General features: G+C 71.5%; 23 protein-coding genes and 2 pseudogenes. 18 read left to right on the forward strand and 7 right to left on the reverse strand.

The genetic code is table 11. The features are described from left to right. Positions 1–413 (reverse strand): annotated as a pseudogene (locus tag ACFYWX_RS44915) (hypothetical protein); the annotation flags it as partial. Positions 414–632: 219 nt separating this feature from the next. Here ACFYWX_RS44915 and ACFYWX_RS44920 point away from each other — a divergent pair. Both ACFYWX_RS44920 and ACFYWX_RS44925 read left to right on the forward strand, forming a co-directional pair. Continuing rightward, complete coding sequence (locus tag ACFYWX_RS44920; RefSeq protein WP_389431209.1) at positions 633–1,760, forward strand: alpha/beta hydrolase; 1,128 nt, start codon at positions 633–635, stop codon at positions 1,758–1,760. A gap of 145 nt (positions 1,761–1,905) precedes the next feature. Next, positions 1,906–3,216: a hypothetical protein gene (locus ACFYWX_RS44925; RefSeq protein ID WP_389431210.1), complete on the forward strand. Its 1,311-nt coding sequence runs from the start codon at positions 1,906–1,908 to the stop codon at positions 3,214–3,216. 56 nt (positions 3,217–3,272) lie between these two features. Here the strand turns inward: ACFYWX_RS44925 and ACFYWX_RS44930 are convergent, their stop codons facing one another. Next, complete coding sequence (locus ACFYWX_RS44930; RefSeq protein WP_389431212.1) at positions 3,273–4,610, reverse strand: PH domain-containing protein; 1,338 nt, start codon at positions 4,608–4,610, stop codon at positions 3,273–3,275. After that, positions 4,607–5,152 carry a PH domain-containing protein gene (locus tag ACFYWX_RS44935; RefSeq protein WP_389431214.1) on the reverse strand — a complete coding sequence of 182 codons (546 nt, stop codon included), beginning with the start codon at positions 5,150–5,152 and terminating at the stop codon, positions 4,607–4,609. Before ACFYWX_RS44935 ends, ACFYWX_RS44930 begins: the two co-directional genes overlap by 4 nt. 31 nt (positions 5,153–5,183) lie before the next feature. Between ACFYWX_RS44935 and ACFYWX_RS44940 the strand changes: the two genes are divergently transcribed. After that, positions 5,184–6,335 carry an NADH-quinone oxidoreductase subunit D gene (locus ACFYWX_RS44940; protein ID WP_389431215.1) on the forward strand — a complete coding sequence of 384 codons (1,152 nt, stop codon included), beginning with the start codon at positions 5,184–5,186 and terminating at the stop codon, positions 6,333–6,335. A gap of 26 nt (positions 6,336–6,361) precedes the next feature. On the opposite strand, the gene ACFYWX_RS44945 is transcribed toward ACFYWX_RS44940, so the two are convergent. Further along, positions 6,362–7,360, reverse strand: a complete 999-nt coding sequence (locus tag ACFYWX_RS44945; RefSeq protein WP_389431217.1) for an SAM-dependent methyltransferase — start codon at positions 7,358–7,360, stop codon at positions 6,362–6,364. Between the two features lie 118 nt (positions 7,361–7,478). Between ACFYWX_RS44945 and ACFYWX_RS44950 the strand changes: the two genes are divergently transcribed. Both ACFYWX_RS44950 and ACFYWX_RS44955 read left to right on the forward strand, forming a co-directional pair. Continuing rightward, positions 7,479–8,681: a sensor histidine kinase gene (locus ACFYWX_RS44950; protein ID WP_389431218.1), complete on the forward strand. Its 1,203-nt coding sequence runs from the start codon at positions 7,479–7,481 to the stop codon at positions 8,679–8,681. 81 nt (positions 8,682–8,762) lie between these two features. Further along, positions 8,763–9,434, forward strand: coding sequence for a response regulator (locus ACFYWX_RS44955; protein ID WP_389431219.1), 672 nt, complete (start codon positions 8,763–8,765; stop codon positions 9,432–9,434). 15 nt (positions 9,435–9,449) lie between these two features. Here the strand turns inward: ACFYWX_RS44955 and ACFYWX_RS44960 are convergent, their stop codons facing one another. Next, on the reverse strand, positions 9,450–10,556 hold the full coding sequence (locus ACFYWX_RS44960; RefSeq protein WP_389431220.1) for a DUF5937 family protein: 1,107 nt from the start codon (positions 10,554–10,556) through the stop codon (positions 9,450–9,452). Positions 10,557–10,704: 148 nt separating this feature from the next. Here ACFYWX_RS44960 and ACFYWX_RS44965 point away from each other — a divergent pair, with 148 nt between their 5' ends. Further along, a complete protein-coding gene (locus tag ACFYWX_RS44965; protein ID WP_389431221.1) occupies positions 10,705–10,920 on the forward strand; it encodes a hypothetical protein in 216 nt (71 codons plus the stop codon). On the opposite strand, the gene ACFYWX_RS44970 is transcribed toward ACFYWX_RS44965, so the two are convergent. Beyond that, positions 10,910–12,127 (reverse strand): threonine aldolase family protein, encoded by a 1,218-nt coding sequence (locus ACFYWX_RS44970; RefSeq protein ID WP_389431222.1) that lies wholly within the window; start codon positions 12,125–12,127, stop codon positions 10,910–10,912. The genes ACFYWX_RS44965 and ACFYWX_RS44970 overlap by 11 nt on opposite strands. Positions 12,128–12,326: 199 nt before the next feature. On the opposite strand from ACFYWX_RS44970, the gene ACFYWX_RS44975 reads away from it, so the two are divergent. From ACFYWX_RS44975 to ACFYWX_RS45025, 11 genes and pseudogenes are all read left to right on the forward strand, one after another. Next, entirely contained in the window at positions 12,327–13,256 is a 930-nt protein-coding gene (locus ACFYWX_RS44975; protein WP_389431224.1) for a Rossmann-like and DUF2520 domain-containing protein, read from the forward strand. After that, complete coding sequence (panC, locus tag ACFYWX_RS44980; RefSeq protein WP_389431225.1) at positions 13,253–14,254, forward strand: pantoate--beta-alanine ligase; 1,002 nt, start codon at positions 13,253–13,255, stop codon at positions 14,252–14,254. Before ACFYWX_RS44975 ends, panC begins: the two co-directional genes overlap by 4 nt. Beyond that, the gene (locus tag ACFYWX_RS44985; RefSeq protein ID WP_389431226.1) at positions 14,251–15,978 is read left to right on the forward strand and encodes an L-aspartate oxidase; all 1,728 of its coding nucleotides are present in this window, start codon (positions 14,251–14,253) and stop codon (positions 15,976–15,978) included. The genes panC and ACFYWX_RS44985 overlap by 4 nt, the downstream gene beginning before the upstream one ends. A 5-nt stretch (positions 15,979–15,983) precedes the next feature. Continuing rightward, on the forward strand, positions 15,984–16,970 hold the full coding sequence (gene nadC, locus ACFYWX_RS44990; RefSeq protein ID WP_389431281.1) for a carboxylating nicotinate-nucleotide diphosphorylase: 987 nt from the start codon (positions 15,984–15,986) through the stop codon (positions 16,968–16,970). 16 nt (positions 16,971–16,986) lie between these two features. Next, complete coding sequence (locus ACFYWX_RS44995) at positions 16,987–17,784, forward strand: type III pantothenate kinase (RefSeq protein ID WP_389431227.1); 798 nt, start codon at positions 16,987–16,989, stop codon at positions 17,782–17,784. Positions 17,785–17,967: 183 nt separating this feature from the next. Next, positions 17,968–18,722: pseudogene (locus ACFYWX_RS45000) on the forward strand (hypothetical protein). 1 nt (position 18,723) lies between these two features. Next, positions 18,724–18,930 carry a hypothetical protein gene (locus ACFYWX_RS45005; protein ID WP_389431229.1) on the forward strand — a complete coding sequence of 69 codons (207 nt, stop codon included), beginning with the start codon at positions 18,724–18,726 and terminating at the stop codon, positions 18,928–18,930. Between the two features lie 53 nt (positions 18,931–18,983). Continuing rightward, a complete protein-coding gene (locus ACFYWX_RS45010) occupies positions 18,984–19,163 on the forward strand; it encodes a hypothetical protein (protein ID WP_389431230.1) in 180 nt (59 codons plus the stop codon). A 156-nt stretch (positions 19,164–19,319) separates the two neighbouring features. Beyond that, positions 19,320–19,745 (forward strand): BlaI/MecI/CopY family transcriptional regulator, encoded by a 426-nt coding sequence (locus ACFYWX_RS45015; RefSeq protein ID WP_389431231.1) that lies wholly within the window; start codon positions 19,320–19,322, stop codon positions 19,743–19,745. A 9-nt stretch (positions 19,746–19,754) separates the two neighbouring features. Beyond that, positions 19,755–20,288, forward strand: a complete 534-nt coding sequence (locus ACFYWX_RS45020) for an amino-acid N-acetyltransferase (protein ID WP_389431232.1) — start codon at positions 19,755–19,757, stop codon at positions 20,286–20,288. A gap of 227 nt (positions 20,289–20,515) precedes the next feature. After that, entirely contained in the window at positions 20,516–20,851 is a 336-nt protein-coding gene (locus tag ACFYWX_RS45025) for an Lsr2 family protein (protein ID WP_389431233.1), read from the forward strand. Here the strand turns inward: ACFYWX_RS45025 and ACFYWX_RS45030 are convergent. Further along, positions 20,830–21,447 carry an SCO3374 family protein gene (locus ACFYWX_RS45030; RefSeq protein ID WP_389431234.1) on the reverse strand — a complete coding sequence of 206 codons (618 nt, stop codon included), beginning with the start codon at positions 21,445–21,447 and terminating at the stop codon, positions 20,830–20,832. The two genes, ACFYWX_RS45025 and ACFYWX_RS45030, sit on opposite strands and share 22 nt — an antisense overlap. Before the next feature lie 431 nt (positions 21,448–21,878). Here ACFYWX_RS45030 and ACFYWX_RS45035 point away from each other — a divergent pair, with 431 nt between their 5' ends. After that, complete coding sequence (locus ACFYWX_RS45035) at positions 21,879–24,404, forward strand: ATP-dependent Clp protease ATP-binding subunit (RefSeq protein ID WP_389431235.1); 2,526 nt, start codon at positions 21,879–21,881, stop codon at positions 24,402–24,404. Positions 24,405–24,467 lie beyond the last annotated feature (63 nt).

Consider the following 24,467-nt stretch of genomic DNA (forward strand, 5'->3'; position numbering starts at 1 on the left):
AGGGACGTGAACTGGTCCCGGTGCAGCAGCAGCGGCGCCAGGAGCGCCAGCGAGATCACCGCGCCCAGGAGCGAGTGCCGGTACGTGAACTGGGCCACCGCGCCCGCCGGCAGCAGGGCGACCGCGGCGCGCCACGCCCGCCGCTTGCCGCGCTTGAGGCCGTGTGCGAGCAGCAGGAGCAGGACACCGGTGCTCAGTGAGAGCGCGGCCGCGAACGGGCCCAGCGCGCCGGGCAGCACCTCGGCGAGCGTGTGCATACGGCTGTGCCGGAACCGCGGGAACACGCCCGCGGCGATGTCCAGCAGGCCCACGAGGGCGCAGGCTCTGCCGACGAGGGCGGGAACGGACTCGGGGCGCGGCCCCTGGAACATGCGTCGCACCCGACTTGATCGGTTCGGAACCCCGTCCGACATTTCCCCATCTTCCCTGACAGACATCGCATCCCGTAGTTCTGCGAGAGACCTTGAATCCGGGCCCGATTCGGGCATCCGGCGACATTGCGCCCTCTAGGACGGTGTCTACGGGAGAGAGGTTCACTCTCTTCGTCAAAGTCGCTTCAAAGGCGAAGGAAAGCCCGGAACAAGTCCTTGCGAAGGAGTGCGGGTCCGGGCGGAAAGGTGCGGCAGCACCCCATGGGTCTCACGAGCAAGAAAGTGCTGGTCCTGGCGATTCTGGTCGCCGTCCTGCTGTTCGTCGGCACGGTGTGGCTGTGGCCCCGGCTGGCACGGCGGAACTGGCGGGCCGTCAGCGGGCGTGTCGGTCTGCTGCTCGCCATCCAGTTGGCGCTGTTCGCCTCGGTGGGGCTCGCCGCCAACCAGGCCTTCGGTTTCTACGCCAGCTGGGCGGACCTGTTCGGACAGGAGACCGACCAGGGCGTGGTGGTCGACCACGCGACGGGCGGGCGCTCGGGCGGGCTGCTCCAGGTACGGGACGCCCGGCGCGTCGAGGGAGTGAAAGGTGTGCGGCCGCACACCGGCGGACAGGTCCAGGAGGTCGACATCGCCGGCCGGACGTCGCGCATAGCCACGCGCGCGTACGTGTATCTGCCGCCGGAGTACTTCCAGCCGCAGTACCGCACGCGCACGTTCCCGGCGGCCGTCGTGCTCACCGGCTATCCGGGGACGGCCAAGGCGCTCGTGGAAAAGCTGCACTTCCCGCGCACGGCTCAGCGGCTCGCGAAGGACGGCCGTATGCAGCCGATGATCCTGGTGATGCTGCGGCCGACGGTGGCGCCGCCGCGGGACACCGAGTGTGTGGACATTCCTGGTGGGCCGCAGACGGACACGTTCTTCGCGAAGGACCTTCCCGAAGCCGTGACGGCCCACTACAGAGTGGGCAAAAAGTCCGGCACCTGGGGCATCATCGGCGATTCCACGGGGGGTTACTGCGCGCTGAAGCTCGCCATGCACCATCCCGACGTGTTCGCGGCGGGCGCGGGCCTGTCGCCCTACTACAAGGCGCCGATCGACGCGACGACGGGTGACCTCTTCCAGGGCGACAAGGGGCTGCGCAACCGCGCGGACCTGTGGTGGTACCTCAAGCACATGCCCGCGCCGGACACTTCACTGCTCGTCACCAGCAGCAAGGTCGGGGAATCCAACTACAAGGACACGCTGCGGTTCATAGACCGTGTGAAGGCCAAGGGGTCGACCCGGATCTCGTCGATCATCCTCGACAGCGGCGGGCACAACTTCAACACCTGGCGGCGGGAGATACCGGCGACGCTGGAGTGGATCAGCGGGCGGCTCGACGGTCACTGAAATCGATCTTGAATTCCCGGATGGGGCCCACCTGGCGGGGTTACCCGGAAGACGGGATTCCTGATGTGATGTGAAGGCATCGGTATGGCTGCGTTTTTACGGGGCGGGGCACCATCATTCGCCTACGCGCGGTAAGTTTCTGGCCATGCCACGTGGACGTCACCGCCATTCCCCACCTTTGCACAGGCTGTTGCCCCCTTCGGCGATCGCAGGCGTCTCCCTCGTCTGCGCCCTGGCCCCGTGGGTGTTCACGGAGCCGATGGTGCTGCGCGGTCTGGCCGCGGCCGCCGCGACGACCGCCGTCCTCGGCGCGGTCGTCATGCGCCACTGGGACGCGCAGGCCGGTAAACAGGTCGCAGACCTCACGCGTGCGCGTGCGAGCGATGAGTGGCGGTACGAGGAACGCGTCGCCGAACTGGAGACCGACCTCGAGGAGTCGCGCGAACTGCGCGTCAAGCTCGAACAGCGACTGCGCTCCAAGCGCGGGGAGCTGGCGGGCCTGCGCAACGAGCACGCGGCCCTGCTGCGGCGGTACGCCACGGCGGAGACCGAGCGAGCGAGCGCCCTGGAGGGCCGCCGCCTGCTCGAGATAGAGAGCGGGGACTCGTCGACGGCGCGCGCGTTGCCGCCGGGTGCACAGAAGTCGGACGAGAAGGCCGAGGGTGCCGAGGCCGACGCCGTGGCTGAGGTGGCGGAGGCCGCCGAGGTCGCGGAGGCCGTCGATGGCACGGAAGCCGCTGATGTCGCCGAGGCCGTCGAGGCCGTCGAGGGGAAGCCGGCCGCTTCGGCGGTCTTCTCCCCGGAGGGCTCCAAGCTGTTCCTGCGGGCGGCCGTCGCCCTGAGCCGCTTCGACGGCGACACCGCCCCGAAGGACGAGGACTCCGGCGAGGTGGAGCTCGCGAAGACCGCTGCCGCCGCGAAGACCGCGTCCGCCGACACCGGCGCGGGCGAGACGGAGGCCGCGCAGGAGGACGAGGCGCGGGGGCAGTCCGAGGCGGTCGACGGGCACACGCGCGCGACCGCCGTATCCACGGACGCCATATCCACGGACGCCGCCAAGAGTGAAAAGCCCGCTCCGGCCGCCGAAAAGGCAGTCGGGGAGGCCACCGCCACCTCGGCGCCCGCGGCCACACAGCGGTCCTCGGGGCACTACACCGTGCCGACGGCGGTGGCCGTCGTACCGGCCACGCCCGTGCGGCGTCCGACGATCGAGGGCGAATTCGACTTCTTCGGTACGAAGACGTCCACGCCGTCCGCCGCTCTGGAGTTTGTGCAGAACGAGGACCTCGCCGACGTCGTCGGCCAGGAGGCCCTCGCCCTCCACAAGGCCGACGCCGAGGCGGAGTTCAAGCCGGCGGACGAGGAGTCCCGGGGCATCGGCCAGGTCATCGACCTGACCGCGCACGACGAGACGGAGCAGATCGACCTCCAGGGGCTGCGCAGCGCGGTGTCCTGAGGCCCGAACAGGGGGCGGCCTCCAAGGAGACGCCGTCCCCCGCGCGCGCGGTATCTCTACGACACCATCCACCGGTCCGGCCGCGCGTCCCTGCGCCCCGTACGTGACCTCTCCGCCTGCCCTCGCAGCAACACCGCGGCCTCCTGAGCGTCCCGCAGGCGCGCGGTCACCGTCTTGTTGGCGCCGGTGTCCACGTGCACGTCGGCGAGGCGCCACAGTCGCTGCCAGGGCCCCTGCGACAGCCGTACGCTCTGCACCTTCGCGTGCGGCACGAGCGCCAGGCTCCGCCGCAGCAGCCCGTGCCGGGCCGCGAACACCGCGTCGGTGACCGCGATCCCGTAGCCGCGCCACCACACCGGCACGCACCGGCCCGCCCGCCGCGGTGGCCGCGACAGCGACACCGCCGGCGGCACGGTCACGCCGGGCAGCACGCGCGCGACGACCGACTCGGCGACCTCGCGCGGGGCGACCGGCACCAGCACCGAGTTGGACGACCCCGCCACGTCCAGCTCCACCCGCACCCAGCCGCGCCGCCGCCACAGCAGCGGCTGCACGAGCCGTACGGTCTGCACCCGCCCCGGCGGCACCGTCTCGTGCGTGCGGTCCAGGAGCCCGTGGTCGATCCGCAGCCCGTCCGGGGACTCGCCCACGGTCCAGTCGTACTCCGCGACGAACCGCCCCACGCTGCTCGCCCCCGCCGCGCCGAGCAGCGGCACGCCGGTCGCGAGGACCGTCCACACGCTGTGGGTGGCGAGCCACAGCACCGGCGGTACGACGAGCGCGGCGGCCAGCGTGCCCCAGGTCGCGCCGGTCAGCACGAGCGAGACGGCGAGATCCCGCGCGGGTACACGCACCAGCTGACGGGACGGCGCCTCGCCGACCTCGTGCGCGGTCTCGGGCGCGAAACCGGCCGCCCGCGCGAGCAGTTCGGCACGCAGCGCCCGGGCCTCGTCCTCGCCCAGGAAGGCGAGCTCGTCCTTCTTGTCGGTGCCGACGACGTCGAGCCGGAGCTTCGCGACGCCCGCGACCCGCGCGAGCAGCGGTTGGGTGATGTCGATGGCCTGGATGCGTTCGAGCCGGATGTGCGCGGTGCGCCGGAACACCAGGCCGGTCCGTATGCGCAGTTCGGCGTCCGTCACCGCGAAGTGGGTGAACCACCAGGTCAGAAAGCCGTACAGGGCGGCCGCCGGGACGATCACCGCGAGGGCGATCAGGAGCGTGGTGGTGGTCAGCCGGGTCAGCTGGCGCTGTGCCTGGTCCGGGTCGTGCAGAGCCCACCCGATGACCACGGCCACCGGCGCCCACGCCCGCCGTAGCGGCGTCACGGGATGCAGCCGCCGCTCGGACACGGGAGCGGCCGGGCGTACGGCGTCCTCGACGCCCGGCGCCGTCACAGCCCCGCCGATCGGGCCTCGCCGAGCTCCGTGAGCCGGTCGCGCAGCCGTTCCGCCTCGGCCGGGTCGAGGCCCGGGATGGTGGCGTCGGTCGCCGCGGCCGCGGTGTGCAGCTGCACGCTGGCCAGCCCGAAGTGCCGCTCGACGGGCCCGGAGGTGACCTCGACCAGCTGCATCCGGCCGTACGGCACCACCGTCTCCTCGCGCCACAGCACGCCCCGGCTGATCAGCAGGTCGTCGGCGCGTTCGGCGTACCGCCAGGAGCGCCAGTTGCGGTCGAGCATCACCCAGCCCCAGGCCGTCAGCGTCAGCGGCAGCAGGGCGAACGCCGCCCAGGCCGGCCCGGCGAACAGTCCGAGCAGCAGCCCGGCGGCGAGGGCCGCGAGTCCCGTCCACACCACCAGCAACAGCCGTCGCATCCGCAGCAGGCGCGGTGGCAGTCCGGTCCATGCCGGCTCGGTCCCGGCCCCCTCGGCCGTCCCCGCCCCGCCCGCCTCCGCCGCGCCCCCCGGTCCCGCGTCGCGCGGGCTCCCCGTTTCCATACGGTCAGCGTACGTAGGGGAGACTGTGTCCATGACTCCTACGACGGAGACCACGGTCGGGATCGGCGGTGCCGCGGAGAGCACCGACATGGTGCTCAACATCGGGCCCCAGCATCCGTCCACGCACGGCGTGTTGCGGCTGCGGCTCGTGCTGGACGGCGAGCGCATCACGCACGCCGAGCCGGTGATCGGCTACATGCACCGCGGTGCGGAGAAGCTCTTCGAGGCGCGCGACTACCGGCAGATCATCATGCTCGCCAACCGTCACGACTGGCTGTCGGCCTTCTCGAACGAGCTGGGCGTGGTCCTCGGCGTGGAGCGCATGCTCGGCATGGAGGTCCCCACGCGCGCGGTGTGGACGCGGACCCTGCTCGCGGAGCTGAACCGGGTGCTGAACCACCTGATGTTCCTGGGGTCGTATCCGCTGGAGCTGGGTGGCATCACGCCGGTCTTCTACGCGTTCCGTGAGCGTGAGGTGCTCCAGAACGTCATGGAGGAGGTCTCCGGCGGACGGATGCACTACATGTTCAACCGCGTCGGCGGCCTCAAGGAAGACCTGCCGTCCGGATGGGCCTCCCGCGCGCGCGGCGCCGTCGCCGCCGTGCGTTCGCGCATGGACGTCTTCGACGACCTGGTGCTCGGCAACGAGATCTTCCGGGGACGCACGCGGGACGTGGGCACCCTCACGCCCCGGGCCGTGCACGCGTACGGCGTGAGCGGTCCCGTCGCGCGGGCCTCGGGCGTCGACTTCGACCTGCGCCGCGACGAGCCGTACCTCGCTTACGGGGAACTGCAGGACACCCTGAAGGTGGTCACCCGGACCGAGGGCGACTGCCTGGCCCGCTTCGAGGTCCTGCTGGAGCAGACCCACAACGCCCTCGACCTCGCCGACGCCTGTCTCGACCGGCTCGCCGAACTGCCGCCCGGGCCGATCAACCAGCGGCTTCCGAAGGTCCTCAAGGCGCCCGAGGGGCACACGTACGCGTGGACCGAGAACCCGCTCGGCATCAACGGCTACTACCTGGTCAGCAAGGGTGAGAAGACCCCGTACCGGCTGAAGCTGCGCTCGGCCTCGTACAACAACGTCCAGGTCCTCACGGAGCTGCTGCCGGGCACGCTCGTCGCGGACATGGTGGCGATCCTGGGGTCGATGTTCTTCGTGGTCGGGGACATCGACAAGTAGGTGTCAGAGGGGCCGGTCCATAGGTGTCAGAGGGGCCGGTCCAGTGGGTCCACAATTCCAACCGGCTGGAGCAGCCACCCGAAGTCGCCCAGTCCGCCCGCCGCGGTGAGCTCGGCGGCCTCTCCGGCGCTCGCGAGGGCGCGTACATAGGCCGAGGGGTCGGTGGAGGCGAGCGTGAGCGGGGGGCGTGCGCCGACGATGCCCAGGGCGCGCAGCGCGTCACGCTGCGGGAGCAGGCGCGCGCCGGGGAGCGCGCACGCGTCCAGCGCGACGTGCGCCGTGATGTCGCACGACCCGTCCGGCACGGGCGCCGTCTCGCGCCCTTCCCGGAAGCCGGTGAGCGTCCCGAACAGGGGCCGCGCGTCCGCCGTGTGCGCGTAATCGACGGCGACAGCCAGCCCCCCGTCGACGGACGCGACCGCCAAGGCCCACGCCTCGTCCCTGGTCAGGCCGATCTCGGCCCGCAGCCCCTGCTCGGTCGGCAGCGGCCACCACCGCTCCAGCCACCGCGCCTGAGCACCGGCGACCGGCTCCCCGAGCCGCTCCTCGCCGTCCTCCCGTACGAGCACCCGGCGCGGCACGCCCGCGGGGTCCACCTCGGCGACCTCCAACGGCACGTTGTCCAGCCACTCGTTGGCGAACAGCAGCCCCGTGATCCCGCGCGGGGGCTCCGCCGACCACTCGATCCGGTGATCCAGGCCGTCGGGGCGGTCGGCGACCTCGACGGCGTACGCGCGCGTGCGGGCGGCCACGTCGGCGGGCAGTGCGGCGAGGACCCCGGCGGCCAGCTCGCCCCGCCCCGCCGCCATGTCGACGAAGCCGAGAGTCGCGGGCCTGCCCAAGGCGTCGTCGACCCGGCCCAGCAGCCGGGCCACGGCCTGCGCGAACAGCGCGGACGCGTGCACGGACGTACGGAAGTGCCCGGCCGGCCCCTCGGGCCTGCGGTAGAAGCCGCCCGGCCCGTACAGAGCGGCCTCCGTCGCCGCCCGCCAACCACGCCACTGACCGGTCGTCCCTGAACTCACCGGGCAAGGCTAAGGGCACGCAATCAACAAAACTCCACCTTGGGGAGTACGCGCGCCCGGTACGGATCGGCCCTCCGGCTGACCCCTGCACTCACCAGGCTTCCCTACGCTGGGTTACGTGCAGCGCCTCTACGACTTCCTCCGACGGCACCCGACCTGGGTCGACAGCCTCTGGGCCGTCTTCCTGCTCGGGATCTCGCTGGTCCGCGAGACCGCCCATCAGGAGGCCGTCGGTACCGACTCCCCGGTGGCGATCGTGCCGGTCGTCCTCCTGCTGTGCCTGGTGATCGCGCTGCGTCGGCGTATGCCGGAGATGATGCTGCTGCTGACCATCGCGGTCGGAGCGGCACAGCTGGTGCTGAACGTCACCACGGGGCCGGCCGACTTCGCCATGCTCGTGATCGTCTACACGGTGGCCGCGACCGGCGCCCGCTGGGCCTCCCGGCTCGCGCTGGCCGTGGGCCTGGGCGCGGCCGCCCTGGCGCACCTGCGCTGGCCGAACGAGCAGAGCAGCGCGCTCGGCAACCTCGCGGAAGTGGTCTTCCTGACCGTGCCCTTCGCCCTCGCCTGGGTGCTCGGCGACTCGATCCGCACCCGCCGCGCCTACTTCGCGCAGCTGGAGGAGCGCGCCGCCCGGCTGGAGAAGGAGCGCGAAGCGCAGGCGAAGGTGGCGGTCGCCGCCGAGCGCGCCCGGATCGCGCGTGAGCTGCACGACGTGGTCGCTCACAACGTCTCGGTGATGGTCGTGCAGGCCGACGGGGCCGCCTACGTCCTCGACGCCGCGCCCGACCAGGCGAAGAAGGCGCTGGAGACGATCTCCTCCACCGGCCGCCAGGCCCTCGCCGAGATGCGCCGCCTGCTGGGCGTGCTGCGCACCGGCGAGCACCAGGAGAGCGGCGAGTACGTTCCGCAGCCCGACGTCGAGCAGATCGACGACCTGGTCGAGCAGTGCCGCAGCTCCGGCCTCCCCGTCGACTTCAGGGTCGAGGGCACCCCGCGCCCGCTGCCCAGCGGAGTCGAGCTCACCGCGTACCGCATCGTCCAGGAGGCGCTCACCAACACGCGCAAGCACGGCGGGCCGAACGCGGGCGCGAGCGTGCGCCTGGTCTACTTCGACGACGGTCTCGGCCTGCTCGTCGAGGACGACGGCAAGGGCGCCCCGCACGAGCTGTACGAGGAAGGCGGCGCCGACGGCCATGGCCACGGCCTGATCGGCATGCGGGAACGGGTCGGCATGGTCGGCGGCACCCTGGACGCGGGCCCGCGCCCGGGCGGAGGATTCCGCATCAGCGCCCTGCTCCCGCTCAAACCGGCGCATTGACGCCGACGCACGCCCCCTGTTGACACCTGTCACAACCCCAGCGACACCTCACGACCACCCATGGACACGGAAGAGGCTCCGATGACGATCCGCGTGATGCTCGTCGACGACCAGGTGCTGCTGCGCACCGGGTTCCGGATGGTGCTCGCCGCCCAGCCGGACATGGAGGTCGTCGCGGAGGCGGGTGACGGCGTCGAGGCCCTCCAGGTGCTGCGCTCCACCGCCGTCGACGTCGTGCTGATGGACGTCCGCATGCCCAAGCTCGACGGGGTGGAGACGACCCGCCGGATCTGCTCGGAGCCCGAGCCGCCGAAAGTGCTGATCCTGACCACCTTCGACCTCGACGAGTACGCCTTCTCCGGGCTCAAGGCGGGCGCCTCCGGCTTCATGCTCAAGGACGTGCCGCCAGGCGAACTCCTCACCGCCATCCGCTCCGTGCACAGCGGCGACGCCGTGGTCGCGCCGTCCACCACGCGCCGCCTCCTCGACCGGTTCGCGCCGATGCTGCCCAGCACCGGCAAGGATCCCCAGCACAAGGAGCTGGAGCGGCTCACCGACCGCGAGCGCGAGGTCATGGTGCTGGTCGCCCAGGGCCTGTCCAACGGGGAGATCGCGGCCCGCCTCGTGCTGTCCGAGGCGACCGTGAAGACCCACGTGGGCCGCATCCTGACCAAGCTGGGGCTGCGGGACCGGGTGCAGGTGGTGGTCCTGGCGTACGAGACCGGGCTCGTGCGAGCGGGCGGCCACGGCTGACCCCGCACCACAGCCCTACCTGAGGATCCCCTCCAGGAAGTCACTGCCCAGTCGGGCCACCACCGTGACGTCCAACTGGTGCAGGACGTACCGCCCGCGTCGGCGGGTGGTGATCAGGCCGGCCTTCTTCAGGACGCTCAGATGGCGGGATATCTCGGGGGCGGTCATGCCGTGCAGCTGGGCCAGCTCGCTGGTCGTGTACGCGCTGCGGGCCAGATGACGGCAGATGCGCATGCGGACGGGGTGGGACAGGGCGGTCATCCGCAGGGTGAGCTGCTCGACCGACGGCGGGGCCGCGAGCTCCGGCGACCCGACCGGATAGTGCAGCACCGGCTGCCATCCGTATCGGTACAGGACGCTCTGATGCGGCCAGCCCAGGCTCGTCGGGATGAGCAGGAGGCCGCCGTCCCCGGTGGCGGTGTGGCCGCTGGCCAGCTTGTCGACCGAGATCCGCGCGGCGGCCTCGTGGAGCGTCACCGCCGGGGACACCGAAGCCAGCGCCTCACCCAGGCCCCTGCGCCGGAGCAGGTCGGTCTTGTGGCGGGCGTCCGCCGCGAGCTGGTGGCCCAGCCGGGACCACGTCTGAGCGAAGAAGGCCTGGTCGCAGTCCTCCAGGAACTGCCGCAGCCAGGCCCTGATGCGGGGCGGGTCGTTCAGCAGCCGCTCAGTGAACCGCACCTGCTGCGGCCCGCGCGACGCGGCCAGCTCCAGGGCCCGCTGCCGCACGTCGGGGTCGGCGAGCGTGGCCGGCCCGTGCGCGTAGTACGGCAGGGCGCAGGTGAACTCCAGGGCCGCGTCGACGAACTGCTCGTCCGTCAGCTTGTCGAGCAGGTCCAGCTCCTCGGCCAGGGTGGCGCCCGGGAGCGTGCTCCTGCCGGGGATGCCCGCACACGGGATGAACAGGTCCGAGAACGTCGTCCGCCACAGGAAGTCCGCCTCACACATGCGGTCCGCCAGGTGCGAGTCGAGCCCGGCTGTCACGCTCGTCGCCCAGCCCTGCAGACGCGGATGGTGGCCCGGCTCCGCCAGTGCGTGCAGCGCCATGCCGAGCTCCGCCAAGGGCGAGAGCACGACGGCCACCCTGTCCGGCCGCAGCCCCGCGATGTCGATGTCCACGCTCATGCCCTCATGGTGCACTCCGCCACTGACAGCGCCGCCCTCGATTGACAGCGGCCGTCAATCGACGCGACGTCACCGCCGTACTGGCGCAGTGTGGGACGCCCGGGGCAGCCGCGGAGCCCGATCACCCGTCCCGAGAAGGCGATCCGCCATGACCATCACCCAGCAGTATTTCCTCGACACCTACCGCGCACGGCAGCTCGGCGAGCCGGCACCGCCCGCGCCCGGCGCGAACGACTGGCAGGTCGCGCGCGAGCTGCGCGGCCACCGGCAGTTCCGCGCGGTCGTCGCCGGACGCCCGGCCCGCGGCCGGACACGGCAGGCCATCGGCCGGTGGCCGCGGCCCTGGCGGCGCTCTACCTGCTGACCTCCTCGGTCAGCCGGTCGACGAACTCCGCGACCGCCGCCCGCACATCGTCGGCCGTCCATGCCAGGCCGGGGGCCCGTACGCCGACCTCCGTCCAGGCCATGCCGGGAACCGTCGCGTCCCAGGCGTTGCCGAAGAGCGTGGTCCCCGTCTCCTCGGCCGTCCGGATCGCGGCCTCGGAGACGGTGCGGGCGTCGTACGGCAGCCAGACCTGGAACTCGAACGTGTGCGGCTCGGCCGGGTGCACGCGCGTCCAGGGCAGCCCGGCCGCCGCGAAGCCCTCGCGCAGCGCGGCGGCCACCACGCGCGCGTGGCGCACGTAGTCGGGCAGCCGGGGCAGCTCATGCTCCAGGCCGACGAGCGCCGCCAGCGCCGTCGGGAACTGCTGGAACACCATGCCGCCGTACCGGTGCCGCCACGCCCTCGCCTCCTCCACCAGCGTCTTCGGGCCGGCGAGGGCGGCGCCGCCGAAGCCGTCGAGGGACTTGTAGAACGACACGTAGACGCTGTCGGCCAGGTCCGCGATCTCGTCCAGGGGACGGCCGAAGTGGACGGTCGACTCCCACAGGCGCGCGCCGTCGAAGTGCACCACCGCGTCACGCTCGTGCGCCGCCGCCACCACCTCGGTGAGCTCCTCCCAGGTGGGCAGCACGAAACCGGCGTCCCTGAGGGGCAGTTCCAGCATCAGCGCACCGAAGGGCTCTTCGAAGTCGCGCACTTCCTCGGCGGTGGGCTGCCGGGGCTCGCTGCCGATGTGCACCGGACGCAGTCCGCTGACCTGGCTGAAGGCGTGGCGCTCGTGCATCTCCGGGTGGGCGAGCGCGTGCAGGGCGACGGTCGGGTTGCCGGTGCGGCCCGCCCAGCAGCGCAGGGCGACCTGCTGGGCCATGGTGCCCGTAGGGAAGAACGCGGCGGCCTCCTTGCCGAGCAGTCCCGCGACCTTCTCCTCCAAGGCCTCGACGACGCCGTTGCCGTAGATGTCCGACCGTTCGTCGAGGTCATAGACGTCCGGGGCGTGTTCCAGCAGCGCCAGGCGCTCACGGAGCGTGCCGAGAAAGCCGGCGCGCGAGAGTACGCGCTTCGAGCGCTGGTGGGCGCTGATGCGCCGCTCCCGGTGCTGCTTGCGCCACTCCTCGTCCGAGAGCTGCTCCCTCTCGCCCGCCACCTGCTCCGTCGCCCGCACGCCTTGGTCCGCCGCATCGCTCATGCCCGGGATCATGCCGTGCCCCTCTGGAAGCGGTCACGCGCTTTTCCACCGCCCTTCCCGACATGCCACCCGGGGCCGGCGCCCTGTGGAACTACCCACAGCCTGTGGACGACCGATCGGCCCTTCGAACCAATCGCGTTAACATGACGAGAAATCGTCCGGTACCCAGAGCGGGCTGGAACGGGAAGGCCACCGTCGCGTGAGTACAGTCCAACAGCCAGACCCCAGGGACCGCCCCGCGCGGCTCACCGTCGGCGTCGTCGGCGCCGGCCGTGTGGGCCCCGCGCTCGCCGCGTCCCTCCAGCTCGCCGGACACCGCCCGGTCGCCGTCTCCGCGGTCTCCGACGCCTCCAGAAGGCGGGCCGCCGAACTGCTCCCCGACGTGGCGGTCGTACCGCCCGCCGAGGTCCTCCAGCGCGCCGACCTGGTGCTGCTGACGGTTCCCGACGACGCCCTGCCCGACCTGGTCGCGGGCCTCGCCGAGACCGGGGCCGTAAGGCCGGGACAACTGCTCGTGCACACCTCCGGGCGGTACGGCGCCAAGGTCCTCGATCCCGCCCTGCGCGCGGGCGCGCTGCCGCTCGCCCTGCATCCGGCGATGACCTTCACCGGCACGCGGGTGGACGTCCAGCGCCTGGCGGGCTGCTCCTTCGGCGTGACCGCGCCCGACGAGCTGCGGCTGGCCGCCGAGGCCCTCGTCATCGAGATGGGCGGCGAACCGGAGTGGATCGCCGAGGAGAGCCGCCCGCTGTACCACGCGGCGCTGGCCCTGGGCGCCAACCACCTGGTGACGCTGGTCGCCCAGTCCATGGAGCTGCTGCGCGCGGCCGGCGTGGCCGCGCCCGACCGGATGCTCGGCCCGCTGCTCGGCGCCGCCCTCGACAACGCGCTGCGCTCCGGCGACGCGGCACTGACCGGCCCCGTCGCGCGCGGGGACGCGGGCACCGTCGCCGCGCACGTCTCCGAACTGCGCAAGCACGCCCCGCAGGCCGTCGCCGGCTATCTGGCGATGGCCCGCGCGACGGCCGACCGGGCGCTCGCCCACGGGCTGCTGAAGCCCGAGCTCGCCGAGGACCTCCTCGGGGTACTCGCCAACGAGACCGACGGCGCCGAGGGAGAAGCCGGATGACCACGACCGTGCTGCGCACCGCCGACGAGCTGCACGCACGCGTGCGGGTCGGCCGCCGTGCCGTGGTGATGACGATGGGCGCCCTGCACGAGGGCCACGCCACCCTCGTCCGCACCGCCCGGGAGATCGCCGGGCCGGACGGCGAGGTCGTCGTCACCGTCTTCGTCAACCCGCTGCAGTTCGGCAAGGGCGAGGACCTGGACCGCTATCCCCGCACCCTGGAGGCCGACCTCAAGATCGCCGAACAGGCGGGCGCGGACGCCCTGTTCGCCCCTGCCGTCGACGAGGTCTATCCGGGTGGCGAGCCCCAGGTCCGCGTGAGCGCGGGCGCCATGGGGGAGCGCCTGGAGGGGGCCTCGCGCCCGGGCCACTTCGACGGCATGCTCACCGTCGTCGCCAAGCTGCTGCACCTCACCCGTCCCGACGTCGCCCTGTTCGGGCAGAAGGACGCCCAGCAACTCGCGCTGATCCGCCGCATGGTCCGCGACCTCGACTTCGGCGTGGAGATCGTGGGCGTGCCGACCGTGCGCGAGGACGACGGCCTGGCCCTGTCCAGCCGCAACCGCTACCTCTCGCCCCAGGAGCGGCACACCGCGCTCGCCCTGTCCGGCGCGCTCTTCGCGGGCCGCGACCGGCACGCCGCCCAGGAGGCGCTGCGCGCGCGGGCCCGCGAGGTGCCCGCCACACACGCGCGTGCCGAGGCGCTCAGCGCCCTGGGGGAGTCCCGCGCGGCGGCCGACGCCCACGCCGTCGCCCAGGCCGTCCCCGGCGGCCCGGCGGCCGTCCGAGCGGCCGCCCGCCTGGTCCTCGACGAGGCCCTCCGGCTCTCCCCGCCGCTCGTCCTGGACTACCTGGCCCTGGTCGACCCGTCCGACTTCACCGAGATCGGGGACGACTTCACCGGCGAGGCCGTTCTCGCCGTCGCCGCCCGGGTCGGGACGACCCGGCTGATCGACAACATCCCCCTCACCTTCGGAACCTTCGGAGCCGCCTCGTGACCAGCACAGGCATACGACTGCACGCCCCCGCCCCCGGGTGGTCGATCTCCGCGGACGTGGTGGTCGTCGGCTCCGGCGTCGCCGGCCTGACCGCGGCCCTGCGCTGCGAGGCCGCCGGTCTGAACACCGTCGTCGTCACCAAGGCCCGTCTCGACGACGGCTCCACCCGCTGGGCGCAGGGCGGCATCGCCGCGGCCCTCGGCGAGGGCGACACCCCCGAACAGCACCTCGACGACACCCTGGTGGCGGGCGCGGGCCTGTGCGACGAGGACGCGGTACGGCTCCTCGTCACCGAGGGACCCGACGCGGTACGGCGGCTGATCGAGACCGGCGCCCACTTCGACGAGTCCGCCGAAGGAGGACTGGAACTCACCCGCGAGGGCGGCCACCACCGCCGCCGCATCGCCCACGCCGGCGGCGACGCGACCGGCGCGGAGATCTCCCGGGCACTCGTCGAGGCGGTGCGCGCGCATGGTTTGCGCACCATCGAGAACGCGCTCGTCCTGGACCTCCTCACGGACGCCGACGGCCGCACGGCAGGCGTGACCCTGCACGTCATGGGAGAGGGCCAGCACGACGGCGTAGGCGCCGTGCACGCGCCCGCCGTGGTCCTCGCGACCGGCGGCATGGGGCAGGTCTTCTCCGCGACCACCAACCCGTCCGTCTCCACCGGCGACGGCGTGGCCCTCGCACTGCGCGCGGGCGCCGAGGTCAGCGACCTGGAGTTCGTCCAGTTCCACCCCACCGTGCTCTTTCTCGGCCCGGACGCCGAGGGGCAGCAGCCCCTCGTCTCCGAGGCGGTACGCGGCGAGGGCGCCCACCTGGTCGACGCCGAGGGGGTGCGCTTCATGGTGGGGCAGCACGAGCTCGCCGAACTCGCCCCGCGGGACATCGTCGCCAAGGGCATCATGCGCCGCATGCACGAGCAGGACGCCGAGCACATGTTCCTCGACGCCCGGCACTTCGGCGCCGACATGTGGGAGCACCGCTTCCCGACGATCCTCGCCGCCTGCCGCTCCCACGGCATCGACCCCGTCCACGAGCCCATCCCGATCGCCCCGGCCGCCCACTACGCCTCCGGAGGCGTCCGCACCGACGACCACGGCCGTACGACCGTGCCCGGCCTCTACGCGTGCGGCGAGGTCGCCTGCACCGGTGTGCACGGCGCCAACCGGCTCGCCTCCAACTCCCTCCTGGAGGGCCTGGTCTACGCCGAGCGCATCGCCGCCGACATCGCGGACGGCCGGACGGAGAGCGGCCTCCACGCGCGTGTGCCCACACCGGTCCCGCACCCCGAGCAGCCCGCGCACCCCCTGCTGGGTGCGGAGGCCCGGTTCGCGATCCAGCGGATCATGACGGAGGGCGCGGGCGTCCTGCGCTCCGCCGGCTCCCTCGACAAGGCCGCAGACCAGCTCCAGCGGCTGCACACCGAGGCCCGCGACGCGCTCGCAGAGAACGGCAAGACCGCCGAGCCCGGCGTCGACACCTGGGAGTCCACCAACCTCCTGTGCGTGGCCCGCGTCCTGGTCGCCGCCGCCCGGCTGCGCGAGGAGACACGCGGCTGCCACTGGCGCGAGGACCATGCCGACCGCGACGACACGGCGTGGCGCCGCCACATCGTCGTACGGCTGAATCCGGACCGGACACTCGCCGTACAGACCACCGATAGCGCAGACTTCCCCCCGACCCGGCAGCAGCCGGCTCAGCGTCCCCAGGAGCAGTGACAGAAGTGACCACCCCCGACCTTCCCCTCGCCCAGAGCGGCGGCTGCGGCGACGGCTGTGCGTGCGGCGCCGACGCGGACGAGGGCTACGAAGAGTACGCAGAGTGCGGGCTCGACCCCGCGCTCGCGCAGCTCCTGGCCGACGCCGGACTCGACCCCGTCGAGGTCGAGGACATCGCCAACGTCGCCATCCAGGAGGACCTCGACCACGGCGTGGACGTGACGACCGTCGCGACCATCCCCGAGGACGCCGTGGCCACCGCCGACTTCACCGCGCGCGAGGCGGGCGTCGCGGCGGGCCTCAGGGTCGCCGAAGCGGTGATCTCCGTGGTCTGCTCCGACGAGTTCGAGGTCGAGCGGCACGTCGACGACGGCGACCGCGTGGAGGCCGGTCAGAAGCTCCTGTCGGTCACCTCACGCACGCGTGACCTGCTGACCGCCGAGCGCAGCGCCCTCAACCTGATGTGCCGCCTGTCCGGCATCGCGACCGCCACGCGCGCGTGGGCGGACGCCCTCGAAGGCACGAAGGCCCGCGTGCGCGACACCCGCAAGACGACGCCGGGCCTGCGCGCCCTGGAGAAGTTCGCCGTGCGCTGCGGCGGCGGGGTCAACCACCGCATGTCCCTCTCGGACGCGGCCCTCGTCAAGGACAACCACGTGGTCGCCGCGGGCGGCGTCGCCCAGGCCTTCAAGGCCGTACGGGAGACCTTCCCGGACGTGCCGATCGAGGTCGAGGTCGACACCCTGCACCAGCTGCGCGAGGTCGTGGACGCGGGCGCCGACCTGATCCTCCTGGACAACTTCACGCCCCTGGAGTGCGAGGAGGCGGTGGCCATCGTCGGCGGGCGTGCGCTGCTGGAGGCATCGGGCCGACTGACGTTGGACAACGCCACGGCGTACGCGGCCACGGGCGTCGACTTCCTGGCCGTGGGGGCCCTCACCCACTCCTCGCCGATCCTCGACATCGGCCTGGACCTCCGAGCGGCCGAGTAGGAGCGGGGAGCCGGCCATGCTGCTGACGATCGACGTGGGGAACACACATACCGTGCTCGGCCTGTTCGACGGTGAGGACATCGTCGAACACTGGCGGATCTCGACGGACGCGCGCCGTACCGCCGACGAACTGGCGGTGCTGCTCCATGGACTCATGGGCATGCACCCGCTCCTCGGAGAGGAGCTGGGGGACGGCATCGACGGGATCGCGATCTGCGCGACCGTGCCGTCCGTGCTGCACGAGCTGCGCGAGGTGACCCGCCGCTACTACGGCGACGTCCCCGCGGTGCTCGTCGAGCCCGGGGTGAAGACGGGGGTGCCGATCCTCTTCGACAACCCCAAGGAGGTCGGCGCCGACCGCATCATCAACGCGGTGGCGGCGATCGAGCTGTACGGCGGTCCCGCGGTCGTCGTGGACTTCGGCACGGCGACGACGTTCGACGCGGTCAGCGCGCGCGGGGAGTACGTCGGCGGAGTCATCGCGCCCGGTATCGAGATCTCGGTGGAGGCGCTGGGCGTCAAGGCCGCGCAGCTGCGGAAGATCGAGGTGGCCCGGCCGCGGAGTGTGATCGGCAAGAACACGGTCGAGGCGATGCAGGCCGGGATCGTCTACGGGTTCGCCGGTCAGGTCGACGGGGTCGTGAGCAGGATGGCGCGCGAGCTGGCGGACGATCCCGACGACGTGACGGTGATCGCGACGGGCGGGCTCGCGCCGATGGTGCTGGGCGAGTCGTCGGTGATCGACGAGCACGAGCCGTGGCTGACGCTGATCGGGCTGAGGCTGGTGTACGAGCGGAACGTGTCGCGGCTCTGAGGACGGGCGGGGCGCGGGGGCTGCCGTCCCGGCCCCTCCGCGGCGGCCTGAGCAGCGCTGACGCAGCGGTGAGGGCCGTCCGGGCGGGTGGCTCGCCGCGCCACACCCGCCCTCCTATGTCGAATTTGTCTGATTAGCGCGTATCGTCGCCGCATGCCCACGCCATACGGATCCCGCGGCGGCATGGCGTTCGGTGCGGAGGAGCTGCGTGTGCTCCGCCGCGCCCTCGCCCTCGCCCTTCAGCCCGGCCCCGCCTCGCCCGAGGACATCCAGGACTGTCACCGTCTCGCCGAGTCCCTGGACGAGGCGATGCGCGAGGGCGCCCGGCTGAGGGCCTTCCTGGTGGCCGACCTGGCCCGGTACCGCGCTGCCCTGCCCGGCACCGCCGCCGGGTACCTCGCACTCCTGGAAGAGGTGCTGGGCGCCGGGTACTGCCCCGGCCCCGACGACCTCGCCGCCCTCCGTGCGCTGCGCGGCAACCCCACGGCGGCCGCCCTCCTGACCCGCTGCCGGCCCCTCGCCGCACGCGACGCACGCCCCCGCCCGACCCTCCGCACTCCCCGCCAGGCGACCCAGCCGCCCCACCGGTCCGCCCAGGCTTCCCACCAGGCCGTGCCGCCGCCCCATCGGGCCGCCCAGCCACCCCACCTGGACATCCAGCCGCCCCGCCAGGCCGCTCAGCCGCCCCGCCAGGCCACCCGGTCGCCCCGCCCGGCGGCTCAGCCCACCCCGGCCGTCCCGGCGTCCCGCACCCGTCTTCTGGCCCTTCCCGGAGGCCTTTCCGACGGCGTTCCACAGGGCGTCTCCGGCGGCGTTCCACGGGGCGTCTCCGGCGGCGTTCCACGGGGCATCTCCGGCGGCGATCCACGGGGCATCTCCGACGATGTTCCCGGTGGCGTCTCCGGTGGCCGTCACGGTTCCGGTGGCCGTCACGGTGACGTGTCCGACCCGGCGGAACGCCCCACGCCGAAGCCGCAGAAGAAGCCCGCCGAGAAACCGGCCGCTCCCGCCCCCGCCACCCCCAAGCCGGCCCCCGCCGAGCCCGGTCCGGCCCGCCGCCCGATCCCCACCCCGGGCGAGGTCTTCCCCCGCCGCAAGCCGGCCCCGCCCCCCTCCGACCCCCCACAGCAACTGGCAGCGGGCTGACTCCTTCCCCACCCCACGCCGTCCCTCCACCCCGCCATAGCTACTCTGGAGCCATGGACTACGTCTCCGCGCTCGTGCCCCCGGTCGTGATGGCCGTGTTCTTCATCGGTGTGATCAGGGTGATCGTGAAGACCCAGGGCGGCGCCAACAAGGCCAAGGAGGACGCCGCCGTGGACGCCGCGCTCGCGCGCACGGAGGGCACCAGGCAGGCCTCCGCCGGCACCGACGCCTGACGCGCTCGCTTCAGGGGCGTACGGCTCGGATGAGGGCGAATCTCCGCCCTCATCCGAGCCGTACGCCCCTTTTTGTTCCTGTTTGCCGGTGAAAGTGCACGTCCGGCACGCCATTGCCGAGATCTCCCACTATTGTTCTGAGGTGTGCCCCGGCCATTGGGAGAACTCGAAGACGCGGTCATGACGCGGGTGTGGAAGTGGAACCGCCCGGTGACCGTTCGAGAAGTCCTGGAAGACCTTCAGCAGGAACGGTCCATCGCGTACACCACGGTGATGACCGTTTTGGACAATCTCCATCAGAAGGGCTGGGTGCGCCGCGAGGCGGAAGGCCGGGCCTATCGATATGAGGCGGTCTCCACCAGGGCCGCCTACGCAGCCGCCCTGATGAACGACGCCTGGTCGCAGAGTGACAACCCCGCCGCCGCTCTCGTCGCCTTCTTCGGCATGATGAGCGACGAACAGCGAGAGGCCCTGCGGGACGCCGTACGGATGGTCCAGGGTCCGGAAACACCCGAACCCGCACAACCCCCTGAAGCCACCGAGGAGAACCCCGGCTCGGCAACGGAGGCGCGCGGGCGATAGCGTCCGCTCATGTCCGCAGTGAGCCCCGAAGTCCCCGCTAAAGCCATCACCGTCCGGCGGGCCCGGACCGGCGATGTCCCCGCCGTACGCCGACTCCTTGACGCGTACGTCCGCGGCGGCATCCTGCTCGACAAAGCGACGGTGACCCTTTACGAGGACATCCAGGAGTTCTGGGTCGCGGAACGTGACGACAACGCCGAGGTGGTCGGCTGCGGCGCACTGCACGTGATGTGGGAAGACCTCGCGGAAGTCCGCACTCTCGCTGTGAAGCCGGGCCTGAAGGGCGCCGGGGTCGGTCACCAGTTGCTGGAGAAGTTGGTGCACACCGCGCGTTGGCTGGGCGTTCGCCGCGTTTTCTGTCTCACCTTCGAAGTGGACTTCTTCGGCAAGCACGGCTTCGTGGAGATCGGTGAGACGCCCGTCGACACCGATGTCTACGCGGAGCTCCTGCGTTCCTATGACGAGGGTGTCGCGGAGTTCCTCGGTCTCGAACGAGTGAAACCGAACACCTTGGGCAACAGCCGGATGCTTCTGCATCTGTGATCGACAAGGGACGTATTCCGCCCGGACGCCCGGACCGAGGTGCCCTATGTCCGAAACGCGCACGTTTCCGGGCCGAGGGAGGACTGCAGGTCTCTGTCGGGGGTTTGTGTTTTTCCAGGAAAAGCGGTTTGCTTTCCGACGTACTGCAGTACTGCATATAACAGGGGGCGGCGAAACGGGGACGCCGCGCACCCCGAGCCCTCACGTTATCGATGAAAGGAAATCCGGTGGCACAGAAGGTTCAGGTCCTTCTTGTCGACGACCTCGACGGCGGCGAGGCAGACGAGACCGTGACGTTCGCGTTGGACGGCAAGACGTACGAGATCGATCTCACGACTGCCAATGCGGACAAGCTGCGCAGCCTTCTCGATCCCTATGTGAAGGGCGGTCGTCGCACCGGAGGCCGTGCTTCGGGTGGGCGTGGAAAGGCGCGCGCCGCTTCGGGCGGCAGCCAGGACACCGCGCAGATCCGCGCATGGGCGAAGGAGAACGGATTCGAGGTCAACGACCGCGGCCGTGTTCCCGCGACCATTCGCGAGGCCTACGAGAAGGCCAACGGCTGAGCGCACGCGCGCCGCAGCCGGATGCGGTGGCATTGTGTCGCCACCGTGTTCACCCATCGCACGAGATCGGGGGCGCCCCCACCGCTCCCCAGGGCCGACAGTGTCGGCAGCGAGGTCTCGACCTCGCACCCCGGGACGGGGGGCCGCAACCACATGGCGGCCCCCGCTGCCGTTTCCGCCCTGCTCCGCGGAGACGGTGGCGTCTCGGGAGGCGACGGCGCCTCCATGGCCCCGCCCGCGCCGATCGGCACCAGGTCCAGCGGGAGCTCGCCCCACTCCAGCCAGTCCAGGAGTCCCGGGAGCTCCTCCGCGCCGCCCACGGCCACCAGGAGCTGCATCCGGTCGGCCCGCACGGCCACCGGCGCTCCGGGGCCCAGCCGCCGCAGGGCCGCGACGCCCGCCTCGGCCGGCACGTCCAGCACGTCGAAGCGCAGGCCCACGGCGAGCCTCAGCGAATCTCCCGGGTTCCCGGGCACCGTCGCCCACCCCAGTTCGTTCTCGTACCACCGACGGATCCGATCGGTCGCATCGAGCGGTCGACGGGGAAGAGGGACGGGGAGAGAGGTGGTGGAGAGCGTGGGGACTGAACCAGTCATGCCAAGTCCAACCGTCGAAAGAGCCTCAGAGTTACGCTGGGTGCCCAGTTGGCTGCGCAGCGTGTCGAACGAGGGGGCTCTCGGGGGTGTGGCGGGACGCAAGGTTGTTCGCCCATAGCGGAGGGAACCGGGGCGTGCGGCATGGAGTGTCAGTCCCAGCGGGTAAGACATCCCTAGTGGGAAGGGGGCGACTCGTAGGAAAGGCCGTCTCACGTTCGCCATCGGCGTACTGGCGACTGGGGTAACTGTCTGGCCTGCGGGAACATCGTCTCGCACCATCGGGTTGGAGCATATGTCGGCGTTCGGGGTCAGGAGGCCATCGACGGTGTCGGCAGTTGGAATGAGCGGTCCCCGCTTGCGGGACTAAGCTGCGGAAGGACAGGGAGGGGAAGTTCCCCCCACTGCCTGACCGCTCTGAGGAGCGATTAACGATGTTCGAGAGGTTCACCGACCGCGCGCGGCGGGTTGTCGTCCTGGCTCAGGAAGAAGCCCGGATGCTCAACCACAACTACATCGGCACCGAGCACATCCTCCTGGGCCTGATCCATGAGGGTGAGGGTGTCGCCGCCAAGGCCCTTGAGAGCCTCGGGATTTCGCTCGAGGCGGTCCGCCAGCAGGTGGAGGAGATCATCGGCCAGGGCCAGCAGGCCCCGTCCGGGCACATCCCCTTCACCCCCCGTGCCAAGAAGGTCCTGGAGCTGTCGCTCCGCGAGGCCCTTCAGCTGGGCCACAACTACATCGGCACGGAGCACATCCTGCTCGGCCTGATCCGCGAGGGCGAGGGCGTCGCCGCCCAGGTCCTCGTCAAGCTGGGCGCAGATCTCAACCGGGTGCGGCAGCAGGTCATCCAGCTGCTCTCCGGTTACCAGGGCAAGGAGACCGCCACCGCCGGCGGGCCTGCCGAGGGCACCCCCTCGACGTCCCTGGTCCTCGACCAGTTCGGCCGGAACCTCACCCAGGCCGCTCGTGAGTCCAAGCTCGACCCGGTCATCGGGCGCGAGAAGGAGATCGAGCGGGTCATGCAGGTGCTGTCCCGCCGTACCAAGAACAACCCGGTCCTGATCGGTGAGCCCGGCGTCGGCAAGACCGCCGTCGTCGAGGGCCTCGCCCAGGCCATCGTCAAGGGCGAGGTGCCCGAGACCCTCAAGGACAAGCACCTCTACACCCTGGACCTCGGCGCGCTGGTCGCCGGCTCCCGCTACCGCGGTGACTTCGAGGAGCGCCTGAAGAAGGTGCTCAAGGAGATCCGCACCCGCGGCGACATCATCCTGTTCATCGACGAGCTGCACACGCTGGTCGGTGCGGGTGCCGCCGAGGGCGCCATCGACGCGGCCTCCATCCTGAAGCCGATGCTGGCCCGCGGTGAGCTGCAGACCATCGGTGCGACCACGCTGGACGAGTACCGCAAGCACCTGGAGAAGGACGCGGCCCTCGAGCGCCGCTTCCAGCCCATCCAGGTCGCCGAGCCGTCCCTGCCGCACACGATCGAGATCCTCAAGGGTCTGCGTGACCGGTACGAGGCCCACCACCGCGTCTCCATCACGGACGAGGCGCTGGTCCAGGCCGCCACCCTGGCCGACCGGTACATCTCGGACCGCTTCCTGCCGGACAAGGCGATCGACCTGATCGACGAGGCCGGTTCCCGGATGCGCATCCGCCGGATGACCGCGCCGCCGGACCTGCGCGAGTTCGACGAGAAGATCGCCGGCGTCCGCCGCGACAAGGAGTCCGCGATCGACTCGCAGGACTTCGAGAAGGCCGCCTCCCTGCGCGACAAGGAGAAGCAGCTCCTGGCCGCCAAGGCCAAGCGGGAGAAGGAGTGGAAGGCCGGCGACATGGACGTCGTCGCCGAGGTCGACGGCGAGCTGATCGCCGAGGTCCTCGCCACGGCCACCGGCATCCCGGTCTTCAAGCTGACCGAGGAGGAGTCCAGCCGCCTGCTCCGCATGGAGGACGAGCTCCACAAGCGGGTCATCGGCCAGGTCGACGCCGTCAAGGCGCTGTCGAAGGCGATCCGCCGTACGCGCGCCGGTCTGAAGGACCCGAAGCGTCCCGGTGGTTCGTTCATCTTCGCCGGTCCGTCCGGTGTCGGTAAGACCGAGCTGTCCAAGGCGCTCGCCGAGTTCCTCTTCGGCGACGAGGACGCGCTGATCTCCCTCGACATGTCGGAGTTCAGCGAGAAGCACACGGTGTCGCGTCTCTTCGGTTCGCCCCCCGGCTACGTGGGCTACGAAGAGGGCGGCCAGCTGACCGAGAAGGTCCGTCGCAAGCCGTTCTCCGTCGTCCTCTTCGACGAGGTCGAGAAGGCCCACCCGGACATCTTCAACTCGCTGCTGCAGATCCTGGAGGACGGTCGCCTGACCGACTCCCAGGGCCGGGTCGTGGACTTCAAGAACACGGTCATCATCATGACGACCAACCTCGGCACCCGGGACATCTCCAAGGGCTTCAACCTGGGCTTCGCGGCCTCGGGTGACAAGAAGTCGAACTACGAGCGCATGAAGAACAAGGTCTCGGACGAGCTCAAGCAGCACTTCCGCCCCGAGTTCCTCAACCGCGTCGACGACGTGGTCGTCTTCCCGCAGCTGACGCAGGAGGACATCCTCAAGATCGTCGACCTGATGGTCGGCAAGGTGGACGAGCGCCTCAAGGACCGGGACATGGGCATCGAGCTCTCCCAGGCCGCCAAGGAGCTGCTGTCCAAGAAGGGTTACGACCCGGTGCTGGGTGCGCGTCCGCTGCGTCGCACCATCCAGCGCGAGATCGAGGACACGCTCTCGGAGAAGATCCTCTTCGGCGAGCTGCGCCCCGGTCACATCGTGGTCGTGGACACCGAGGGCGAGGGCGAGACCAAGACCTTCACCTTCCGGGGTGAGGAGAAGTCGGCGCTGCCGGACGTCCCGCCGATCGAGCAGGCGGCCGGCGGTGCCGGACCGAACCTGAGCAAGGACGCGTAAGCGGTCCGAACGCCCGAAGGGGGCCGGTGCTTTCGAGCACCGGCCCCCTTCGCATGCCCTGGG

This window comes from Streptomyces sp. NPDC002888 (genome assembly GCF_042888465.1).
In the GTDB taxonomy this organism is placed as follows: domain Bacteria; phylum Actinomycetota; class Actinomycetes; order Streptomycetales; family Streptomycetaceae; genus Streptomyces.

What these genes read in the sequence shown, in the direction of transcription:
- ACFYWX_RS44920 (WP_389431209.1), top strand. Translation starts at nt 633, where the DNA reads ATGGGTCTCACGAGCAAGAAAGTGCTGGTCCTGGCGATTCTGGTCGCC.
- ACFYWX_RS44925 (WP_389431210.1), top strand. Translation starts at nt 1,906, where the DNA reads ATGCCACGTGGACGTCACCGCCATTCCCCACCTTTGCACAGGCTGTTG.
- ACFYWX_RS44935 (WP_389431214.1), bottom strand. Translation starts at nt 5,152, where the DNA reads ATGGAAACGGGGAGCCCGCGCGACGCGGGACCGGGGGGCGCGGCGGAG.
- ACFYWX_RS44940 (WP_389431215.1), top strand. Translation starts at nt 5,184, where the DNA reads ATGACTCCTACGACGGAGACCACGGTCGGGATCGGCGGTGCCGCGGAG.
- ACFYWX_RS44955 (WP_389431219.1), top strand. Translation starts at nt 8,763, where the DNA reads ATGACGATCCGCGTGATGCTCGTCGACGACCAGGTGCTGCTGCGCACC.
- ACFYWX_RS44960 (WP_389431220.1), bottom strand. Translation starts at nt 10,556, where the DNA reads ATGAGCGTGGACATCGACATCGCGGGGCTGCGGCCGGACAGGGTGGCC.
- ACFYWX_RS44965 (WP_389431221.1), top strand. Translation starts at nt 10,705, where the DNA reads ATGACCATCACCCAGCAGTATTTCCTCGACACCTACCGCGCACGGCAG.
- ACFYWX_RS44970 (WP_389431222.1), bottom strand. Translation starts at nt 12,127, where the DNA reads ATGAGCGATGCGGCGGACCAAGGCGTGCGGGCGACGGAGCAGGTGGCG.
- panC (WP_389431225.1), top strand. Translation starts at nt 13,253, where the DNA reads ATGACCACGACCGTGCTGCGCACCGCCGACGAGCTGCACGCACGCGTG.
- ACFYWX_RS44995 (WP_389431227.1), top strand. Translation starts at nt 16,987, where the DNA reads ATGCTGCTGACGATCGACGTGGGGAACACACATACCGTGCTCGGCCTG.
- ACFYWX_RS45010 (WP_389431230.1), top strand. Translation starts at nt 18,984, where the DNA reads ATGGACTACGTCTCCGCGCTCGTGCCCCCGGTCGTGATGGCCGTGTTC.
- ACFYWX_RS45020 (WP_389431232.1), top strand. Translation starts at nt 19,755, where the DNA reads ATGTCCGCAGTGAGCCCCGAAGTCCCCGCTAAAGCCATCACCGTCCGG.
- ACFYWX_RS45030 (WP_389431234.1), bottom strand. Translation starts at nt 21,447, where the DNA reads ATGACTGGTTCAGTCCCCACGCTCTCCACCACCTCTCTCCCCGTCCCT.
- ACFYWX_RS45035 (WP_389431235.1), top strand. Translation starts at nt 21,879, where the DNA reads ATGTTCGAGAGGTTCACCGACCGCGCGCGGCGGGTTGTCGTCCTGGCT.